At 65.4% G+C, this 18,705-nt stretch carries 15 protein-coding genes and 2 pseudogenes; 13 read left to right on the top strand and 4 right to left on the bottom strand.

The annotated features are described in order from the left end of the window. The first annotated feature begins 142 nt into the window (after positions 1-142). The 7 genes from DTA15_RS17005 to DTA15_RS16975 all read left to right on the top strand — a co-directional run bounded on the left by DTA15_RS17005 (position 143) and on the right by DTA15_RS16975 (position 6,712). Complete coding sequence (locus tag DTA15_RS17005) at positions 143-622, top strand: MarR family winged helix-turn-helix transcriptional regulator (RefSeq protein ID WP_006482157.1); 480 nt, start codon at positions 143-145, stop codon at positions 620-622. Then, on the top strand, positions 619-2,742 hold the full coding sequence (locus DTA15_RS17000) for an FUSC family protein (RefSeq protein ID WP_006497849.1): 2,124 nt from the start codon (positions 619-621) through the stop codon (positions 2,740-2,742). The genes DTA15_RS17005 and DTA15_RS17000 overlap by 4 nt, the downstream gene beginning before the upstream one ends. Before the next feature lie 34 nt (positions 2,743-2,776). Next, entirely contained in the window at positions 2,777-2,989 is a 213-nt protein-coding gene (locus DTA15_RS16995) for a DUF1656 domain-containing protein (protein ID WP_006481008.1), read from the top strand. A 1-nt stretch (position 2,990) separates the two neighbouring features. Then, positions 2,991-3,968, top strand: a complete 978-nt coding sequence (locus DTA15_RS16990) for an efflux RND transporter periplasmic adaptor subunit (RefSeq protein ID WP_006481647.1) — start codon at positions 2,991-2,993, stop codon at positions 3,966-3,968. Then, positions 3,965-5,452, top strand: coding sequence for an efflux transporter outer membrane subunit (locus DTA15_RS16985; RefSeq protein ID WP_006497848.1), 1,488 nt, complete (start codon positions 3,965-3,967; stop codon positions 5,450-5,452). The genes DTA15_RS16990 and DTA15_RS16985 overlap by 4 nt, the downstream gene beginning before the upstream one ends. A gap of 168 nt (positions 5,453-5,620) precedes the next feature. Continuing rightward, positions 5,621-6,046, top strand: coding sequence for a TOBE domain-containing protein (locus DTA15_RS16980; RefSeq protein WP_006489093.1), 426 nt, complete (start codon positions 5,621-5,623; stop codon positions 6,044-6,046). A 75-nt stretch (positions 6,047-6,121) separates the two neighbouring features. Then, the gene (locus DTA15_RS16975) at positions 6,122-6,712 is read left to right on the top strand and encodes a nitrogen fixation protein NifQ (RefSeq protein WP_006489089.1); all 591 of its coding nucleotides are present in this window, start codon (positions 6,122-6,124) and stop codon (positions 6,710-6,712) included. 306 nt (positions 6,713-7,018) lie between these two features. On the opposite strand, the gene DTA15_RS16970 is transcribed toward DTA15_RS16975, so the two are convergent. Next, positions 7,019-8,080, bottom strand: coding sequence for a DMT family transporter (locus DTA15_RS16970; RefSeq protein ID WP_006489069.1), 1,062 nt, complete (start codon positions 8,078-8,080; stop codon positions 7,019-7,021). Between the two features lie 484 nt (positions 8,081-8,564). After that, the gene (locus DTA15_RS16965; RefSeq protein WP_006489074.1) at positions 8,565-9,236 is read right to left on the bottom strand and encodes a ProQ/FinO family protein; all 672 of its coding nucleotides are present in this window, start codon (positions 9,234-9,236) and stop codon (positions 8,565-8,567) included. A 640-nt stretch (positions 9,237-9,876) separates the two neighbouring features. On the opposite strand from DTA15_RS16965, the gene DTA15_RS16960 reads away from it, so the two are divergent. After that, entirely contained in the window at positions 9,877-10,461 is a 585-nt protein-coding gene (locus tag DTA15_RS16960; RefSeq protein WP_006489083.1) for a DUF2889 domain-containing protein, read from the top strand. Positions 10,462-10,566: 105 nt separating this feature from the next. Here the strand turns inward: DTA15_RS16960 and DTA15_RS16955 are convergent, their stop codons facing one another. Both DTA15_RS16955 and DTA15_RS16950 read right to left on the bottom strand, forming a co-directional pair. Further along, positions 10,567-11,058, bottom strand: a complete 492-nt coding sequence (locus tag DTA15_RS16955; protein ID WP_006489078.1) for a flavodoxin family protein — start codon at positions 11,056-11,058, stop codon at positions 10,567-10,569. Positions 11,059-11,253: 195 nt separating this feature from the next. After that, the gene (locus tag DTA15_RS16950; protein ID WP_006489088.1) at positions 11,254-11,907 is read right to left on the bottom strand and encodes a TetR/AcrR family transcriptional regulator; all 654 of its coding nucleotides are present in this window, start codon (positions 11,905-11,907) and stop codon (positions 11,254-11,256) included. 83 nt (positions 11,908-11,990) lie between these two features. On the opposite strand from DTA15_RS16950, the gene DTA15_RS16945 reads away from it, so the two are divergent. The 5 genes and pseudogenes from DTA15_RS16945 to DTA15_RS16925 all read left to right on the top strand — a co-directional run. Continuing rightward, the gene (locus DTA15_RS16945) at positions 11,991-13,115 is read left to right on the top strand and encodes an MBL fold metallo-hydrolase (RefSeq protein ID WP_006489071.1); all 1,125 of its coding nucleotides are present in this window, start codon (positions 11,991-11,993) and stop codon (positions 13,113-13,115) included. Positions 13,116-13,246: 131 nt separating this feature from the next. Further along, complete coding sequence (locus tag DTA15_RS16940) at positions 13,247-14,263, top strand: AraC family transcriptional regulator (RefSeq protein ID WP_006491931.1); 1,017 nt, start codon at positions 13,247-13,249, stop codon at positions 14,261-14,263. A gap of 337 nt (positions 14,264-14,600) precedes the next feature. Then, on the top strand, positions 14,601-15,566 hold the full coding sequence (locus DTA15_RS16935) for an IS110-like element ISBcen8 family transposase (RefSeq protein ID WP_006476181.1): 966 nt from the start codon (positions 14,601-14,603) through the stop codon (positions 15,564-15,566). 1,650 nt (positions 15,567-17,216) lie between these two features. After that, positions 17,217-17,908 (top strand): annotated as a pseudogene (locus tag DTA15_RS16930) (AAA family ATPase). Continuing rightward, positions 17,901-18,705 (top strand): annotated as a pseudogene (locus tag DTA15_RS16925) (ParB/RepB/Spo0J family partition protein); the annotation flags it as partial. The pseudogenes DTA15_RS16930 and DTA15_RS16925, both read left to right, overlap by 8 nt.

The following is an 18,705-nucleotide window of genomic DNA, read 5'->3' as shown; positions in this document are numbered from 1 at the left end:
GTCGCCCCCTTACGGCTTGACCCCGGCCGGCACGCCTCCTACATTGCTTCAGACGGGCCGGCCGGGCCGCATGCGACGTGTCATCCGGGTGACAAAAAACGATAGTTTGCTATCGAATGTTTTTGCCCCTATCATCTCGCCCATGACCAATCTGCACGACCTCCGCCTCGCCGTCAGCAGCCTGCTCGTGCTCACCGCGCGCAAGTGGCGCCGCACCAGTGACGGCGTGCTGACCGCGTACAACGTGTCCGAGGCCTGCGCGACGCCGCTCCTGATGGCCGGGCGCCTCGGCGAAGGCGTGCGGCAAGGCACGCTCGCCGAACACGTCGGCATCGAAGGGCCGTCGCTCGTGCGCCTGCTCGACCAGCTGTGCGCGGCCGGCCTCGCGCGCCGCGACGAGGATCCGCACGACCGCCGCGCGAAAACGATCTCGCTGACGGCCGCCGGCCGCGCGGTCACCGCGAAGATGGAGGAAGACCTGCGCGCGCTGCGCGCCCAGGTGCTCAAGGGCGTGTCGCGCGCCGATCTCGAGGCGACGCTGCGCGTGCTGAACGCGTTCAACGCGGCCGACCCGCATCCGCCGGCGTCGCGCCCGCCCCACTCCGACGATTCCGCGTCATGACCTATCCGAGCCTTCGCGACTGGCTGTTCTCGGGCAAGACGTTCGCCGCGTCGATGCTGGCGCTGTACCTCGGCCTGTATTTCCAGCTGCCGCGCCCGTACTGGGCGATGGCGAGCGTCTACATCGTGTCGAACCCGTTCGTCGGCGCGACGCGCTCGAAAGCGCTGTACCGCGCGCTCGGCACCGCGCTCGGCGCGGCCGCCGCGATCTTCTTCGTGCCGCCGTTCGTCGAGACGCCGCTCCTGTTCAGCATCATCGTCGCGACCTGGTGCGGCACGCTGCTGTACCTCGCGATCTCCGACCGCACCGCCCGCAGCTACGTCTTCATGCTCGCCGGTTATACGATGCCGCTGGTCGCGCTGCCGACCGTCACCGATCCGTCCACCGTGTTCGACGTCGCGATCGCGCGCACCGAGGAAATCGTGCTCGGCATCGTGTGCGCGAGCGTGGTCGGCAGCGCCGTGTTCCCGAACCGGCTCGCGCCGACGCTGATCGAGCGCACCGACGCGTGGTTCAAGGACGCCGCGTTCTACGGCCGCGAAACGCTGTCCGGGCACCTGGCGGGCAAGGCGCTGTCCGCGTGCCGGCAGCGGCTCGCCGCGACCATCACCGGCCTCGAGTTCCTGCTGAGCCAGTTGGGCTACGACCATGCGCATCCGCGCGTCCTCGCGCGCGCGCAGGCGCTCGCGGGCCGGATGCAGCTGTTCCTGCCGCTGATGTCGTCGCTCGCCGATCCGCTGATCGCGCTGATGCGCGACCTGCACGTGCGCCCGCCCGCGCTCGACGCACTGCTGGCCGACGCCGCGAAGTGGTTCGACGCACCGCTGCCGGCCGTGCAGACCGACGCGGGCGGCGACATGGCGCACGATCCGGTCGCGGACGACCTGCGCGCGCGCATCGCCGCGCTGCAGCCGCCCGACAGCGCGCTGGCGAGCTGGGACGGCGCGCTGATGTCGAATGCACTGTGGCGGCTGCGCCAGGTCATCGACATCTGGCAGGACTGCCGCTCGCTGCGCGCGCTGATCGCGAACGAATCGGGCGTATGGCAGCCGCGCTACCGGCACTGGCGGCTCGGCGGCACCGAGCGCTTCTTCGATCGCGGGATGATGCTGTTCTCGACGCTGACCGTCGTGTTCGCGATCGTGTTCGCGTGCTGGCTGTGGATCTCGTCCGGCTGGCACGACGGCGCGGCGGCCGTCACGCTCGTGGCCGTGTCGTGCAGCTTCTTCGCCGCGCTCGACGAGCCGGCGCCGCTGGTGTTCAAGTTTTTCCTGTCGACCACCGCGAGCGTCGTGTTCGCGGGCCTGTACCTGTTCGTCGTGCTGCCGCACGTGCACGATTTCGCGATGCTCGTGCTGATGTTCGCGGGCCCGTTCATCCTGATCGGCACGCTGCTGCCGCGCCCGCAGTTCAACATGGTGACGATGCTCGTCGCGGTGAACACGGCCACCTTCATCAGCATCCAGAGCGCGTACGAAGCCGATTTCTTCGTGTTCCTGAACAGCAATCTCGCGGGCGTCGCCGGGCTGCTGTTCGCGTACGTATGGACGCGCGCGACGCGGCCGTTCGGCGCGGAACTCGCGGTGCGGCGCCTGCTGCGCTCGGGCTGGGAGGACGTCGCGCGCTCCGCGTCGACGCAGCCGCTCGACGACCAGCGCAACCACGCGTCGCGGATGCTCGATCGCGTCACGCAACTGCTGCCGCGCCTCGGCGCGTCCGACGACCACCGCCATCCGTCGATCGAAAGCTTCCGCGACCTGCGCATCGCGCTGAACGCGCTCGACCTGCGCCGCTCGCGACGCCGGCTGTCGGGCGACGTGCCCGATGCGATCGATCGCGTGCTGGCCGGCGTCACCGATCACTACACGCGCTGCGCGGCCGCGAATGCGCGCCAGCCCGCGCCGCCCGCGCTGCTGGCGACGATCGACGACGCGCTGCGGCGCGTGGCCGGCCGCACCCTGCCGGACGCCGCGCCGACCGACGGCACGGCCGCACCCGCGGTGCCCGCCACGCACCGCCGGCTGCGCGACACGCTGCATGCGCTCGTCGGCCTGCGCCTGTCGCTGTATCCGGCCGCGTCCGCGCAAGCGCCGCAGCCGCCGGACGGAGCGCGCGCATGAGCCGGCTTTCCACCTTGTCCTTCCGACCGCGACCATGATCGGCGAAATCGATATCTTCGGCGTGTTCGTGCCGGCCCCGCTCGTGCTGATGCTGATCGCCTACCTGATCAACATCGTCGTGCGCGCGGTGCTCGAACGCGTCGGCTTCTACCGCCTCGTCTGGCACCGTTCGATCTTCGACCTCGGCATCTACGTATTCGTGCTGGCCGCCGTCGTGATCGTGTCCCACCAACTCGTGGCTACCTAACGTGAAAAAAACCTGGCTCTCGGCAGGGCAAGTCCTGCTCACCCTGATCGTCGTCGTCGTGGCCGGCCTCGTGCTGTGGCGCATCATCAACTACTACATGTTCTCGCCGTGGACGCGCGACGGGCACGTGCGCGCCGACGTGATCCAGGTCGCGCCGGACGTGTCGGGCCTCATCACGTCGGTGCAGGTCGCCGACAACCAGGAGGTCAAGCGCGGCCAGGTGCTGTTCGTGATCGACCAGGCGCGCTACGCGCTCGCGGAGCGGCTCGCCGAAGCGACGCTCGCGCAGCGCCGCGCGACGCTGGCGCAGGCGAAGCGCGAATACGCGCGCAACCTGCAGCTCGGCAACCTGGTCGCGAGCGAACAGGTCGAGGAAAGCCGCACGCGCGTCGAGCAGGGCGAAGCGAGCGTCGCCGATGCGCAGGTGTCGCTCGACACCGCGAAGCTGAACCTGCAGCGCACGACGATCGTCAGTCCCGTGGACGGCTACCTGAACGACCGCGCCCCGCGCGTCGGCGAGTACGTGCCGGCCGGCCGCGCGGTGCTGTCGGTCGTCGACCGCAACTCGTTCCGCGTCGACGGCTACTTCGAGGAAACCAAGCTGCGCGGCATCCATATCGGCCAGCCGGTCGACATCATCGTGATGGGCGAGCCGCATGCGCTGCGCGGCCACGTGCAGAGCATCGTCGCCGCGATCGAGGATCGCGACCGCACGCAGGGCGCGAATCTGCTGCCGAACGTGAATCCGGCGTTCAGCTGGGTGCGGCTCGCGCAGCGCGTGCCGGTGCGCGTCGTGCTCGACGAGGTGCCCGACGACTTCCGGATGATCGCGGGCCGCACCGCGACCGTGTCGATGCGCGGCGCCGACGCGCGCCGCAACGACAACGCGAAGCCGGTGGGCGCCAGCACCGCATCGGCGAGCGCGCCGGTTCCGGCTGCGTCCGGTACGGCCGCGAGCGCCACCGGAGCCTCGCAATGAAGCGGCACGGTCTGCGCGTCGCGGCAACGCTCGCCCCGCTGGCGCTCGCACTCGGTGCGTGCAAGTCGGTCGGCCCCGACTACACGCTGCCGCAGCACGCGTACGTCAATGCGCCGCTCGCGAATCATGCGCTCGACGACGCGAACGGCGCGCTGGTGTCGCGCGACGCGGTGCCCGGCAACTGGTGGCAGCTGTACGACGACCCGGTCCTCGACGGGCTCGTGCGCGACGCGTTGAAGTCGAACACCGACCTGCGCGTCGCCGCGGCCAACCTCGCCCGCTCGCGCGCGGCGCTGGTGGTCGCGAACGAACAGGGCGGATTCTCGGGCGGCGCGGAAGCGGCCGTGCAGCGCGCGCAGGAATCGGCCGAGCAATACCTGCTCGAAAACAAGCTGCCGGTCGTCAACGAAGGCACGGTCGGCATCAACGTGTCGTACGAGCTCGACCTGTTCGGCAAGCTGCGGCGCGGCGTCGAAGCCGCGCGCGCGGACAGCGAGGCCGTCAAGGCGGCCGGCGACCTCGCGCGCATCACGGTCGTGGCCGACGTCGTGCGCGCGTACGTCGAAGCGTGCTCGGCCGGCGACGAACTGGCGATCGCGAAGCAGTCGCTCGCGTTGCAGCAGCAGCGCGTGAAACTGTCGCAGCGGCTGCGCGATGCCGGACGCGGCAACCAGACCGACGTGACGCGCGGCGTGACGCAGGTGCGCACGCTCTCCGCCGACATTCCGCGCTTCGAGGGCCGCCGCAAGGTCGCGCAGTACCAGCTCGCGGCGCTGCTCGCGCGCGCGCCGGCCGATCTGCCGAAGGCCGCCGCCGAGTGCGAACGCCTGCCGAAGCTGCGTCAGCCGATTCCGATCGGCGACGGCGCGGCGCTGTTGCGCCGCCGCCCCGACGTGCGCGAAGCCGAGCGGCAGCTCGCCGCCGCGACCGCGCGGATCGGCGTGGCGACCGCCGCGCTGTACCCGTCGGTCAGCATCGGCGCGTCGGCCGGCTCGGTCGGCGTCGCCGCCGATCTGTTCTCGTCCACCACGAATCGCTGGTCGTTCGGTCCGCTGATCAGCTGGTCGTTCCCCGTCAACGGCCAGCGCGCGCGCGTGCGCGAGGCCGAAGCCGCGACGGGCGGCGCACTCGCGCACTTCGACGGCGTCGTGCTGAATGCGCTGCGCGAAACGCAGTCGAGCCTCGCGACCTATGCCGCCGACGTGCAGCGTACGGACGCGCTGCGCACCGCGTACGAGTCGGCCCGCAATTCCGCCGCCGAAACCCATCGTCTCTACGCGGCCGGCCGCGAATCGTTCATCGCCGATCTCGATGCGACGCGCACGTTGACGAGCGTGCAGGCGCAGGTCGCGGCGGCCGAAGGCCAGGTCGCGGCCGACCAGGTGCGGCTCTTCCTCGCGCTCGGTGGCGGGTGGGAGAGCGACGGCGCGACGGCTGCCGGCTCCGCCGCCGCGACGCCCGCGAGCGGCCCGTCAGCGCCGTAGCGTCATCGCCGCCGGCACGAAACGCGCGATGACAGCGAGTTTTCGTGATGCGCGTCATGGCATCCGCTGGGCGACGCCCACCCGCGTTGCCGGTACACTGGCCGATGCATTTCCATTCATCTGCTGCCGCAGCCGGGCCGGCCGCGGCATCCACCTCGGAGAATCATCATGCGAACCAGCGCCCGCAACCAATTCGCCGGCCAGATCGGCGCCGTCAAGCCCGGTGCCGTCAACGACGAAATCACGCTGCGCACGCAGGACGGCCTCGAGATCGTCGCCGTGATCACCCACGGCAGCGCGGCGTCGCTGGGCCTCGCGGCCGGCACGAAGGCGTTCGCGCTCGTCAAGGCATCGTCGGTCATCGTGATGGTCGATGTGGACAGCAGCAAGGTGTCGGCGCGCAACTGCGTGACGGGCACCGTCGCGTCGGTCGCGAAGGGCGCGGTCAATTCGGAAGTCGTGATCAAGGCCGCGGGCGGCGCGGAGATCGTCGCGATCGTCACCAACGACAGCGTCGATCGTCTCGGCCTCGCGAGCGGCACCGCTGCGTCCGCGATCTTCAAGGCGTCGAGCGTGATCGTCGGCGTCGAGTGATCGTGTGACGATCGCGATGGTGATACGTCGTGCACGTCGCATGCGTGCGGCCTGGTTCCCGTCCGGAGGCTGACGATGACCGCTTCGGCCGATCGCACGTACGAACAGGCGTTGCAGTCGCTGCAATCTGCGACAGCCAACGCCGACGTGCCCGATGCCCGGTTGTTCGGCACACTCGTTGCGGCACGCGCGGGGCGTAACGAACTGACGCTGCTGGGCTTGTCTCCCGACCAGTTCGCCTGGCTGCTGGCCCGGCAGTTTCCGCATCTGCGATCCGCCGATATCGCCGCACTCGCGCCGACGGTCACGCCGCCAGCGCTGCCGGCCACGCACGCGGCATTCGTCGCGACGCTGCACGCGCGGTTGATGGACGACGCGAATCCCGCGGTCGCTCGCGACGATGCCGACTGCCTCGCCGCAATCATCGCGCATGCGTGTCTGCGCCCCGATCATCTGTGGCGCGACCTCGGGCTCGATGGGCGCGACGCGGTATCCGCGATGCTCGAGCGCTTTTTCCCCGCGCTTGCCGCACGCAACGTCGCGCATCTGCGCTGGAAGAAATTCCTTGCGCAGGAAGTGGCCGCATCGCTCGGTGTGGCACCCGGGCCCGCCCCCGGATGCCCGGGCTGCGAGGATTTCGGTTTCTGCTTTCCTCGCGCGCGATAGTCGGCGCGGCAACGTACGTACCGTCGTCTGTTTCGCCGCGTCGCTAGCGAGAACCTGCCGTTACGCGACTTCGACGCCACATTCCGCTTCCACGAGCCGGCATCGCGCGCAACATCGACCGAATGATCGTCGAACGCGCGATCCGGTTAACGGAGCGCATTCCGCACCCTCAACGCGACCCGGTGACGAGCGGCCTTCGATGTGCGGTCGCCGGCACATGCGTCGACGACCTGTCGACGACCGGCTGTCCGCGTTTCCCATAAACGGTCACCTTGCGACGCGCGACACGCATTGCTCAAGACACGATCAATGCCGATGCCGGTGATGAATATCCGGAAAATGCGCATGGCTGTGCGTGATCGGCAAATGCACGTGCGGATGCGTGTGCGGTTCGTCGCCGTCATACGGAAAATCGTGCGAGTGCTGGTGATGGTCGTCGTGCCGATGCCGGTGCGTATGCTCGAGCCGCTCGTGCTCATGCGCGTGCTCGTGCCGTTCGCGCACGTGCAGCCAGATGCCGAGCGCCATCAGCGCAGCTGCGATCCAGAACGTCGCGGGCGGCAGCGCGGGCCAGATCAGCAACGACAACACGACCCCGAACAGCGGCGCGATCGAAAAATACGCGCCGGTGCGCGCGCTGCCGAGATGACGCAGCGCGACGACGAACAGCACGAGGCTGATCCCGTAGCCGCCGAGCCCCGTCAGCATCGCCGCGGCCGTAACCGGTATCGCGGGCAGCGTCGCGCCGGTCGCCAGCGCGATGCCGATGTTCACCGGCCCCGCGATCAGCCCTTTCAGGCACGCAATCACCATCGCGTCGTTCGCGGCCACCTTGCGGGTCAGGTTGTTGTCGATCGCCCAGCACAGGCATGCACCGACGATCAGCCACGCGCCGACCGGCACGCCGGCGCGGTCCGGCGTCCACGACAACAGCGTGCCGCCGGCGACGATCGCCACCATGCCGACGAATATCTGCGTATCGACGTTCTCGCGAAACACGACCCACGCGATCACCGCCGTCAGCACGCCTTCGAGATTGAGCAGCAACGCGCTCGTCGCCGCCGGCGTGCTCGACAGCCCGAGCATCAGCAAAGCCGGGCCCGCCACGCCGCCCGCCGCGATCGCACCGGCCAGCCACGGCAGATCGGTACGCCGTAGCGGCGCCGCATCCGCGGCCGGTGCGCGACGGCTACGCCAGCCGCGCAGCAGGATCCCGATGCCGAGCCCGACGCCGCTGCCGAAATAGAACAGGCCCGCAACCATGAACGGCGACATCGCGCCGATCAGCGCCTTGGCAAGCGGTGTCGCGGCGCCGAACAGCGCAGCGGCGGCGAGCGCGACGAAAATCGCGGAATGTCTCGGGTTCATGATCCGGGTTGTATCGACGTGGATGAAGCCGGGCGTGACTCGGGGCCGACGCGGGCTTGCCTTACTTTTCGAAAGGCTGCTTGTATCGCGGCGATTGGCTTGCCCGCAGTCCGACGATCCAGCCGTGATTATCGCGCGCCGTTTTGTCGGGATGGGCACACGGGACCGCGCGCGCGTCGATCGACGTTTTTCACGCCATCATTTCGTAAAACGAATTATCTGACTGACGCACCGGATTAATCGATGATGCGTATTATTTACGTTCCATCAGCACGGTCGAAATATCGTGTGCGCCAGGATCGAACGTTGTCCGTCCGGTCACGTTGATTGTTCGACGAGAGAGAGGGGAATGTACCGGCCGGATCGGCGCCGGTGAGGCAGTCCCGACCTGCCTCTGTCGAGGCAAGTCGGTCTGTCGTGTGATTCATCGCATGCAACCTGCATGCGAGCACGCGCCGTACGGTCGACGGCAGCGCAGTGCGGATTACTCGTTGCCGGCCGCTTGCTGCTCGTCCTGCGGCGCGACGTCGGTCTGCACCTTCGTTTCCGCTTCGGCTTCCGCCGGTTGCGGCGCGGCAGCTGCCTCGGCCTGCTGCTCGGCCTTCGGCTGCTGCGGCGCCCCCTTGGCCGACTGCGCCGCGCCCTTGTTCGGGCGGCGAGCCTTCAGGCGGCGCGCACGCGCCGCATCGTCGTGCGTCACGCGCCCGGCTTCGTTGCCCTGCAGGTCGACGCGCACCGCGTCTTCGACGAGGCAGGACCAGTAGCGATTGCCACGGCACCACGTCGACATCGCTTCGCGCAGTTCGGCTTCGCTGAGGCCGACGGCCTGCGCTTCGCGGGCGAGATCGTCCCAGATGCCGACCTTGAGCGGCACTTTGGGGGCCGGATTCTTCGGGAACGCGCGCGGAAACTTCCGCTGCAGTTTGCCGATTGCGACGATGACCGGATCGACCGGCGCCGACGGCTTTGCCGAGGCAGGCTTCGCCCGATGCTGCGCCTTCGCGCCGGCACCCGGCTTGGCGCCGCGGGACGGCTGGTCGCCGGACTTCGGCTTCGCGCCGGCGTCCGTCGGCGCTGCCGGCCGCTTCGCGTTGCGCTCCTGCTTGGCCTTCGCTGCGAGCTGCGCCCGCAATTCGGCAAGTTGTTCAAAACCCATAAATTCAATCCACCAGGAATATAAGGTGTGGTTCGTGCGGCCATGCCGCGCGGCACAAAAGCTTCGCCGCCATGCGCGCGGCCGGCCTGCCGCCGGTGCGGAATACTACGGGGCCGCATCGCGCACGCCACTCTGTTTTCAGGCACCCGGCCTCGATGCCGGACAAGGCAGGAGTGGAAGTATACCGGTACGCGGGACGGCCGGTTGACTCACCGGTCTGCATTCGCCCGATTCGGGGCACCGGAAATGCGTCCGCGCGGTCGTGTTGCGCATTATATGGATACGCTTCCGGATGTCACGCCATTCGCGGCCACGGCCGGAAATCGGGGGCGGGCCGACCGATACGCGATCTTCCGCGCGACCCACAGTCGAACGGCGGCGTATCGCATCCGCGACGCGTTGTGCGGACCTGCGACGTCGCGCGACACGCGTCCTTGACGCTCGTGTGCACCGGCATCGATACACGACTCGTTGCGTCCGCATCGATCGCGGCGCGGACGAAGATATCGGAAAGTGCGTAGTATGGCCGCATCGACTTCGTTGGCAGCATGTCTCGCCTGCTTTTCCCCACGCGCCCGGTCAGCCGGGCGCGATCCCGTTGCCTGCGAAAAGCCCCGGTTACACGAGATGGAGCGGATGCATGGTTTCCCAAGACGACACCCCACACGACGGCATCACGCGCGAGGAGATTCACCATCGGCAGATCGACATGCGCGGCTATCGGCGCAGCGACGGCCTGTTCGAAGTGACGGCCTGCCTCGCGGACCGCAAGACCAGCGATTTCACACCCCCCGGCGGCGCGCGGACGGTCGTGGCGCGGACGCCGCTCCACGATCTCGGCGTGACGCTGGTGTTCGACGTCGACATGGTCGTCCGCGCCGTATCCACGTTCATTCGTTCACATCCGTATGCGCAGTGTCCGGGCGGCGGCGACTCGCTGCAGGCGCTCGTCGGATTGAACATCGGCGCCGGCTGGAACAGCGAGGTTCGCAAGCGCCTGCCGTCCTGCGATACGTGCACACACCTCAAGGAATTGCTCGGCCCGATCGCGACGACGGCCTATCAGACGATGGTCGGCATGCGGCGATCGTCGCTCGATTACCGCGACGGCGAAGGAAAGCCGCTCAAGATCGACAGTTGCTACGCCTACGGCGCGTCGCGCGATCTCGTGAAGCGTCTTTGGCCTGAATATCACCAGCCTTCGACCACGGTAAAAGACAGCTGAAGTGCCGGGACCCGGCGGGTTCGGCGTTTGCGGAATGAGTATTGCGCGAACAGCCGCCAATCCTGTCGATGTTCATTCGGCAGATCGACGCCGCCGCATCCGGCATCAGAAAACGCCCAGCGCAAGTCCCGCGGCAAGGCCCGCACCCAGTTCGGCGCAGCGCGCGAGTGCTTCGCTGTCGATCGTCTTCGTCGCGAGAATACGTTCTGGCGTCTGCGCATGCGTGCAGACGATCAGCCCGGGCGCCACGTTCTTCAGCCGCCATCCGGTCGCGATCCGGTCGATCTGGCGCAACGCGTTCTGTCCGTCGCTTCCCGCGCAAATCATCGCCGCATACGGCCGGCCGTTCACGCGATCGAGCGCCGCGTAGTAGCAGCGATCGAAGAAATCCTTCATCAGGCCGGACATCGCCGCAAGATTCTCCGGCGTCGCGAACAGGTACGCGTCGGCGGCCAGCACGTCCGCTGCACTCGTTGCGTCCGCGCGCTGCAACCTGACGTCGACGCCAGGCTGCTCGCGCGCCGCTGCGGCAGCCGCTGCGGCCATCTGCTGCGTGCCTCCGGTCATCGTGTGATAGACGATCAACAGCGTCTTCATGGGTCGTTGCTCGCGTCCGGCTTCGGATGCGCCGGCGGTATCGTTCAGTCTAGGCCAGATGGCCGATCGACACGGGTAGGCGCCAGTTGGCGTTCGTGCTTCCAGGGATCGGCCGGTTTGCCCGCTCGTCGACGCCGCGCGCACATCGCAGTGGCTTCGAGCTGTCCGTCGATCTGGATGCTTCCGGTGGCGCGTTCAGTCTTGCTGGCGATGCGGTGCGACGCCGTCGTCCGGTCGCGCGTAGTACGCGAGGAACATGTCGGCAGCCGATTCCGCAACTTTCTGCTGCTCCTGCGCCGTCAACGGCGGCTGGCCCATCGTGATCTGCGGCCAGAACGCGAAGGCCTTCACGGCGCCATGCAGCTGATGCGCGGCGAACACCGGATCGGTGACCGACAGGCGGCCGGCCGCCGCTGCCGCACGCACCCAGACCGTGAGGTCTTCCTCCCGCTCGCTGAGACGCTCGACCATGTCGCGCGCCCGTTCCGGCGAATGGATGGCCGCGCCGATCGCGACACGCGCCAGCGCGAGGAAGGCCTCATCATTCATCAAGCGCAACTTGCGGTCGAGCAAGGCGAGCAGTTGCTCGCGCAGCGGTACGTCGGCGCGATAGGTCGGCGAACTGCCGGTCCGGGTCGCCTCCCACAGCTTGTTCAGGATCGCGGCGAACAGCGTCTCCTTGCCCGGGAAGTGGTTGTAGACGGTGCGCTTCGACACGTCCGCGCGCGCAGCGATGCGATCCATGCTCGTCGCATCGTAGCCGGCCGCGAGAAATTCCTCGATTGCCGCATCGACGATGGCCGCGCGCTTTCGGTCGGTCAGACGCTGAGGGGGAGTGCTGGTATCCATTGAGAAATTTTACACCGGGCAGTTTACTTATCCCAAAAATAAACTACACTGTTTAGTGTACTTTATTCTCCGGATGAACCGACATGGCATCGCCTCTCGTTTTGATTCACCGCATTCTGGGTTTCGCGGCCGCCCGACGTGGCCGGACGCTGTCCGGCAGTTCGCCGCAGCACGATGGCGAGCGCTTTGCCAATGTTGCGCCGCGCCCCGCCGAAGGACTGGGCAAGACGCTGGGAATCGCGTGGAACATGCTGGTCAACAAGCCGCGTCATACGGTGCCTGCCGGCACGTTGCCGGTCGATTCGCTGACCCGCGCGGAGCTCGAGGCGGCGCCCGATCGCAGCCTCTACCGGCTCGGCCATTCGACGCTGTTGCTGAAGTTGCGCGGTGAATTCTGGTTGACCGATCCGGTATTTGCCGAGCGCGCGTCGCCGTTTCGGCGTATCGGGCCCAAGCGCTTCCATGCGCCGCCGATTGCGCTGGAAGATCTTCCGCCGCTGCGCGGCGTGATCCTGTCGCACGACCATTACGATCACCTCGATCGCGACACGGTGCTCGCGCTCGCCGCAACCACCGGCGTGTTCGTGACGACGCTGGGCGTCGGCGATCGGCTGATCGAATGGGGGATCGACGCGAACAAGGTCCGCCAGCTCGACTGGTGGCAAAGCGTGGACGTGGCCGGGGTGACGCTGACGGCGACGCCTGCCCAGCACTTCTCCGGGCGCAGCCTGTTCGACGGCAACAGTACGCTGTGGGCGTCGTGGGTGATCGTCGACGACGACCTGCGCCTGTTCTTCAGCGGCGACACCGGCTATTTCGACGGTTTCCGGGAAATCGGCGAGCGCCTCGGACCGTTCGACGTCACGCTGATCGAAACAGGCGCCTATGATACGCAATGGCCTTACGTGCACATGCAGCCGGAAGAAACCGTGCAGGCGCACATCGATTTGCGCGGGCGCTGGCTGATCCCGATCCACAACGGCACGTTCGACCTCGCGATGCATCGCTGGCAGGAGCCGTTCGAGCGCGTCACGGCGCTGGCGCTCGTGCGCGGCATCGAGCTGTCGACGCCGCGGATGGGCGAACGCCTCGATCTCGACACACCGCATCGCGGCGAACGCTGGTGGCGCACGGTCGACGAGCGCGCGGCGGCACCGGCGGCGAAATCGCGACGCTGGCAGTTTTGCACATCGCAGGCAACGAAGTAGTCCGCCAGTCGCGGCACGCACATGCCTTCCGTGAAGACGGCCGTGCCGCGATTCCAGGCGATGCACGCGTTGCCGGCCTCCCCTGCACGTCGACGGCATGCCTGTCGACCCGATTACCTGAGTGAGAAGTCATGCACCCGGCATCCGCCCGATACATATCCGGCCAACAAGACGACGACATCGCCATCGCGGCATTCGACCAGGCAAGCCACCGTTCGACCGGCCGCAGCCGCGAGAACGAACTGCGACGGACCCTCGCGGAACGCGTCGCGAGGTGGACCGAAGGTGTCGATCACCTCGACACGGCCATTCCCAACTTGAGCTTTCACCGACGGGAAGCGCCGACGCAGCCGATGGAGTGCATGGTCGAGCCGAGCTTCGGCCTCGTCGTTCAAGGTGCAAAGCGGGTCATGCAGAGCGGGGATGCCTACATCTACGATGCCGATCGCTTTCTGATCACGTCTCTCGACCTGCCCGGTTCGACGCAGATCATCGAGGCCAGCCCCGACAAACCGTTTCTCGGGCTCGGTCTCAAGCTCGATTTTCGCGTCATGGCCGAACTGATGATGCAAGTCGCGCCGGATCACGACGATGCGCCAGCAGGCCGCGGACTCGTCGTCGGCGACATGACCGAACCGCTGTACGACGCGCTGAATCGGTTACTCGCGCTGCTGGACGACCCGCACGCCATTGCGGTTCTCGGCCCGTACATCGAGCGGGAAATCTACTACCGGCTGCTGACGAGCGACCAGGGCGGCCGTCTGCGACAGATTGCGTCCACCGGCAGCCAGTGCAACCGTGTGTCGCGCGCGATCCGGTGGCTGCGCGCTCACTATGACGAGTCGTTGCGTGTCGATGATCTTGCGGCGCAGGTTCAGATGAGCAGTTCGACGTTCCATCACCACTTCCGTCAGCTCACCGGCATGAGTCCGCTGCAATACCAGAAATGGATACGGCTCAACGAGGCACGTCGGCTGATGCTGGCCGAGCGGCTCGACGCTGCGTCGGCGGCGTTCAGGGTCGGGTATGCGAGCCCGACGCAGTTCAACCGGGAATATAGCCGGCTGTTTGGTAATTCTCCGCGACGGGATATCGATAGCCTGCGAGGCGGAGCGGACGTCGCGCTGTCGATCGTGGCGAGCTATTGATTGCGGTGCGGCGGCGGAGATGTGTCGGTTTCGACGGGATTCGAAGGGCTGAAATTGGCTTCGCACACGCGACGTCGACGGGCTTGGGTTGCAGCGTTGGATACCGATATGTTTCCAGCTCGGATGAATGCTCGGCGTCTTGTATGTTCAGTACTGACCAGTACGGTAAAGTCTGGTGGTAGCCAGACGAGACCGTGCAGTTTGCCCCGCGCTTGGGTGTTGGAGCCCGTGACTGAGTACAAAACGCACGGTTGCCGTGCTGGTCTTCCTGAAGCCCGAACGGTTACGCGCGCCATTTACATCGAGTGCGCATGTACAAGCATGGGATCCGAAGATCATGTCTGCTCCTTCTGCCGTAACGGTCGGCATTGACGTCGCAAAAGCTCACGTCGATGTTTCCGTACTGGGTGCCAATCTGGACATCCGTCGATTCAACAACGATGCCGAGGGCCACTCGGCCCTGGCTGTTGCCCTTCAGCCGCTGAACGTGCAGTTGGTCGTGATGGAGGCGACCGGTGGCTACGAGACCGAGCTGGCGTGCGCCTTGCAAGGTGCGGGTTTGCCGGTCGCTGTCGTCAACCCTCGGCAAGCACGCGATTTTGCCCGCTCGATGGGACGTCTGGCCAAAACCGACGCCATCGACGCACGTATGCTTGCCGAACTGGCTTCCGTGCTACTGCGTCGGGACGATCTGTCCCGCTTGCTACGTCCCGTTCCCGACGAGCGGCAGCAGTGGCTGGCTGCACTGGTGACCCGACGGCGCCAACTACTCACCATGCTCCTTTCGGAGCGACAGCGGCTCCAGATCACGCCGGTTGGTCTGCATTCAAGTCTGCTGGCTATCATTGCCGCCATCCAGGCACAACTCGATGACATTGACGCTCAGATGGTCGCTCATGTACGCCAGCACTTCGGTGAACTCGACCGCCTGTTGCAGTCCACACATGGAATTGGCCCGGTATCCAGCGCCTGCCTGATCGCAGAACTGCCCGAATTGGGCCGGCTCAATCGCCGTCAGATTGCAGCCCTCGTTGGCGTCGCTCCCATTGCTTGCGATTCCGGCTTACGTAATGGGCGACGACGGGTTCAAGGTGGCCGCTTCGCGATCCGTCGCGTGCTGTACATGGCTACATTGACTGCCACACGCTACAACCCCGCCATCAGAGCCTTCTATCAACGCCTGAAGGCCGCCGGCAAACTGTCCAAGGTCGCGCTTGTTGCCTGCATGCGCAAGCTCCTAACCATGCTCAATGCCATGGTCAAAACCAACACGCCTTGGGACGATTCACTTCATCGGGCTTGACTCGGAAGACGGTTACTCAGTCGCTGTTGAACGTCAAACCGCAGCCGACGCGTGTCGAGCGGCCGCATCCCAGCTCGGATCTCACATTCGGCTACAGATAAATCGCCCTGAACCGACGCTCTCTGAGCGGATCGTAGCCGCTCTCTTCTGAAGACTGCGTTGTACCGGTCGCGCTGCGATTACCGGCCCACGAATGCCCGGCGTCAACTTCTATCTACTCCGAATCCCACCATTCCATGAATCGCGCGACCGACGTGTGCGTTGTCACGTGACAACTGGCGCTAAATATCGGTGCGCCCCGTACTCGATTGGAGGCTCAAGGGAATTCAATGGTAGAGCACCGATCCTCCCGGCTCATCGGCGGATCCCGCGAAGAATCAGCCGAAACGTATCAAAAACAACAAATCACATATCAATCAAAACAAATCTAGCCGCAGCCGTATCAATCTTCAATGCCCGGGCGTTGAAAACTCATACGCCCCTATTTCCCGAGGGTGCAGCATCCGTTTTGCGTGAAACAGCATGAAGAATATGGCGCAAACCATTGCCCGACAAGGATTTCCGGGCGAGTGCTTATTTTCGGGAAATGTTTCACGATCCGACCCGTTTGGGTTGTTACATGCCTCTGACGTATGGATTCAGCGCCAGTAGCAGTTCATACCTGCGGCTATCTCCGGCATCAACAGTCCACCAGCGCAGGCACCGGCTGGCGGCCACGAAGCAACCTACCCTATCGGCCGGCACGCGTGGAAACGCAGGGTCGCGCTCCTATAAATGGGGACATATCATGACAGCCCCATGCAGCCTTTGCGACAGAGCTCGGCAGCATTGCGTCCGCCCTTGAGGGTCCGCACGCCGGCAGGAATTTGGCCGCGCAACCGATCGTGCCAAGGCCTTCGCAGCCCCAAGCCGTTTCTTTGCGACAGCAACGGGGCGCTCCTCGCCATAGAGTCGCCATCGCTTGAACTTCCCGGCATCGCGTCCTGTTGTCACGTGACAACTCACCGATGGACACACGGACAAACCACCTCGGCGAAAACTATCAACTTCGTGCGTTTCCCCGACAATATGCCTCCACGCCGCGAGCGTCGACCAGCAACAACTATTCTTAACTGACCACAAATCCCCTATCCGAGACAGCACCTTGGGATTGTTTGTCACGTGACAACTCATCTTCCCAGGTAGACGTCCGCGATTTAGCGCCCGTGTATCGATAATTAGAGTGAAGCGATTACCCCGCGCTCCAGGTCGCAATCGAAAACTTTCGCTCGACGTAGCACTCGGAGGAATCGATATCCGGCGACTTGTCACGTGACAACCGGCTCTTCCTCGTTACCGGGGTCTCAGCGCCCCGGATTTGTATCGAATTTCGTCTCAGACTGAAGCACGACGAGACATCAACTCTCTGAGAAAAGGTTTCGCGATCGTTGCCGAAGACGGCGAACTGGCTCGTGCTTGTCGTTCGATTTTACAAACATGAGCGACTGACTTGTTTTCTTGGATCAATAAGTACGAGTAACGCCTTAGCCATTCGGCCCACTTGTCACGTAACGACCACAACGATCAACAAAATATCCTCTGCTTCGAACGCTTTTCTGGACATTCCGTTAATAACTGCATATATTACGAAAAACTCCGTGGAGGAATTTAATGGCTTTCAAGATCGCCGTCAGTAATCAAAAAGGTGGGACTGGAAAGACAACCATCTCCGTCAACATCGCGGCTGCCTTCGAAGCCGGCGGTAACAAGGTCGCGTTGATCGATGCCGACCCTCAAGGCACTTCCGTCCGTTGGGTCACGAGCGGCGAGAACACGCTGCCGATGACGGTCCTTTCGCTGGCTCCCGCGGGCCGCGGTATCGGCGGTGAGATCAAGAAGCAGGACGCGAACTTCGACGTGATCGTCGTCGACTGCCCCGGCAACCTGGAAGATCCGCGTATTGCATCCGTCCTCGAAGTAGCCGACTTCTGCCTAGTGCCGCTTTCGCCTTCGCCGGCCGACTTGTACAGCACCGTCGCGATGATCCGCATGATCGAGTCGATGCGCGCCGTTCGAATCCTCAACTTTCTTCCGCATTGATGCTGAATAGCGTCAATGGAAAAACTAAAATGCGTGAAGAAATTTTAAAAATTCTAAGGGCTGAAGAAATAGGGGAGCATCTGCTCGACAGCCAGATCGCGCAACGCGAGGTCTATCGTCAGACGTTCGCGCTCGCACCACGATCCATCACCACAATCGATACTGAAGGGCCTGAAGGAAGCCCGCGCGGAAATCGAAAGGCTGGTCACGGAAATGGCCAATACATCGCGTCGACGCGCGCTACCGGAGCCGCCCATGGCTAAGGACACCTCGAAAGACAAGAAACCGACCGGCAACCTGCATCTCGCGGCCGGCCTGTTGCGCGGACTCGCGCAGGAAAATGCGGCGCTCGAAACGCGGCTGCCCGAGCCGACGGCCGCACCGGCTGCGGTCGTCGAAGCGACGCCCGCCAGTGCTCCGGCCGCCGCCACGCCGCCGGTACGGCCGATCTTGGCGCGCCGCAGAAGGTGCTGGTCAAGGACTGCATCCCGAACCCGTTCAATCCGCGTGTGTTCTACTCGGAATCGAGCCTGCACGAGCTCGCACTGACGTTGAAACGGGAAGGGCAGATCGAGCCGATCAAGGTCACGCGACTCCCCGAGTTTCCCGGCAAGCTCGTCGTGATCGACGGGCAACGCCGGGCTGCGTGCGACGAGCATCAACGGCGACGAGACGATCAATGCGACGTTCCGCACGGATCACACGCCCGAGCAGCTCTATACGATCGCGTATCGCGCGAACCACGACCACGAACGCCAGACGATCTTCGACGATGCGGTTGCGTGGAAACGTCTCCTCGACGAGAAGGTCTTTTCCGACCAGACACGCTGGCGGAAAAAATCGGCAAGGACAAGGCCTCGATCAGCAAGACGCTGTCGCTCAACGCGCTGCCGAACACGCTGCTGGAGCGGATGGCCAGTGCGAACGACGTCGTCGGTCTGCAGGCGGCGTACTTCCTCAAACTGATCTATGAACGCCTGGGCGAGCCGACGGCCGACCGGCTGCTGACGGCCGTGATCGACCGGAAAAATCCGTCCGCGATCTCGAGAATTTCCTGCGT

This window comes from Burkholderia cenocepacia (genome assembly GCF_900446215.1).
In the GTDB taxonomy this organism is placed as follows: Bacteria; Pseudomonadota; Gammaproteobacteria; order Burkholderiales; family Burkholderiaceae; genus Burkholderia; species Burkholderia cenocepacia.
The sequence above is the reverse complement of the archived record's forward strand: the minus strand, read 5'-3'. Positions and strand labels throughout refer to the sequence as shown.

Coding starts and splice junctions, on each gene's coding strand:
- DTA15_RS16980 (WP_006489093.1), top strand. CDS start 5,621: ATGCGAACCAGCGCCCGCAACCAATTCGCCGGCCAGATCGGCGCCGTC.
- DTA15_RS17005 (WP_006482157.1), top strand. CDS start 143: ATGACCAATCTGCACGACCTCCGCCTCGCCGTCAGCAGCCTGCTCGTG.
- DTA15_RS16970 (WP_006489069.1), bottom strand. CDS start 8,080: ATGAACCCGAGACATTCCGCGATTTTCGTCGCGCTCGCCGCCGCTGCG.
- DTA15_RS16960 (WP_006489083.1), top strand. CDS start 9,877: ATGGTTTCCCAAGACGACACCCCACACGACGGCATCACGCGCGAGGAG.
- DTA15_RS16955 (WP_006489078.1), bottom strand. CDS start 11,058: ATGAAGACGCTGTTGATCGTCTATCACACGATGACCGGAGGCACGCAG.
- DTA15_RS16950 (WP_006489088.1), bottom strand. CDS start 11,907: ATGGATACCAGCACTCCCCCTCAGCGTCTGACCGACCGAAAGCGCGCG.
- DTA15_RS16965 (WP_006489074.1), bottom strand. CDS start 9,236: ATGGGTTTTGAACAACTTGCCGAATTGCGGGCGCAGCTCGCAGCGAAG.
- DTA15_RS16975 (WP_006489089.1), top strand. CDS start 6,122: ATGACCGCTTCGGCCGATCGCACGTACGAACAGGCGTTGCAGTCGCTG.
- DTA15_RS16940 (WP_006491931.1), top strand. CDS start 13,247: ATGCACCCGGCATCCGCCCGATACATATCCGGCCAACAAGACGACGAC.
- DTA15_RS16995 (WP_006481008.1), top strand. CDS start 2,777: ATGATCGGCGAAATCGATATCTTCGGCGTGTTCGTGCCGGCCCCGCTC.
- DTA15_RS16935 (WP_006476181.1), top strand. CDS start 14,601: ATGTCTGCTCCTTCTGCCGTAACGGTCGGCATTGACGTCGCAAAAGCT.
- DTA15_RS16945 (WP_006489071.1), top strand. CDS start 11,991: ATGGCATCGCCTCTCGTTTTGATTCACCGCATTCTGGGTTTCGCGGCC.
- DTA15_RS17000 (WP_006497849.1), top strand. CDS start 619: ATGACCTATCCGAGCCTTCGCGACTGGCTGTTCTCGGGCAAGACGTTC.
- DTA15_RS16985 (WP_006497848.1), top strand. CDS start 3,965: ATGAAGCGGCACGGTCTGCGCGTCGCGGCAACGCTCGCCCCGCTGGCG.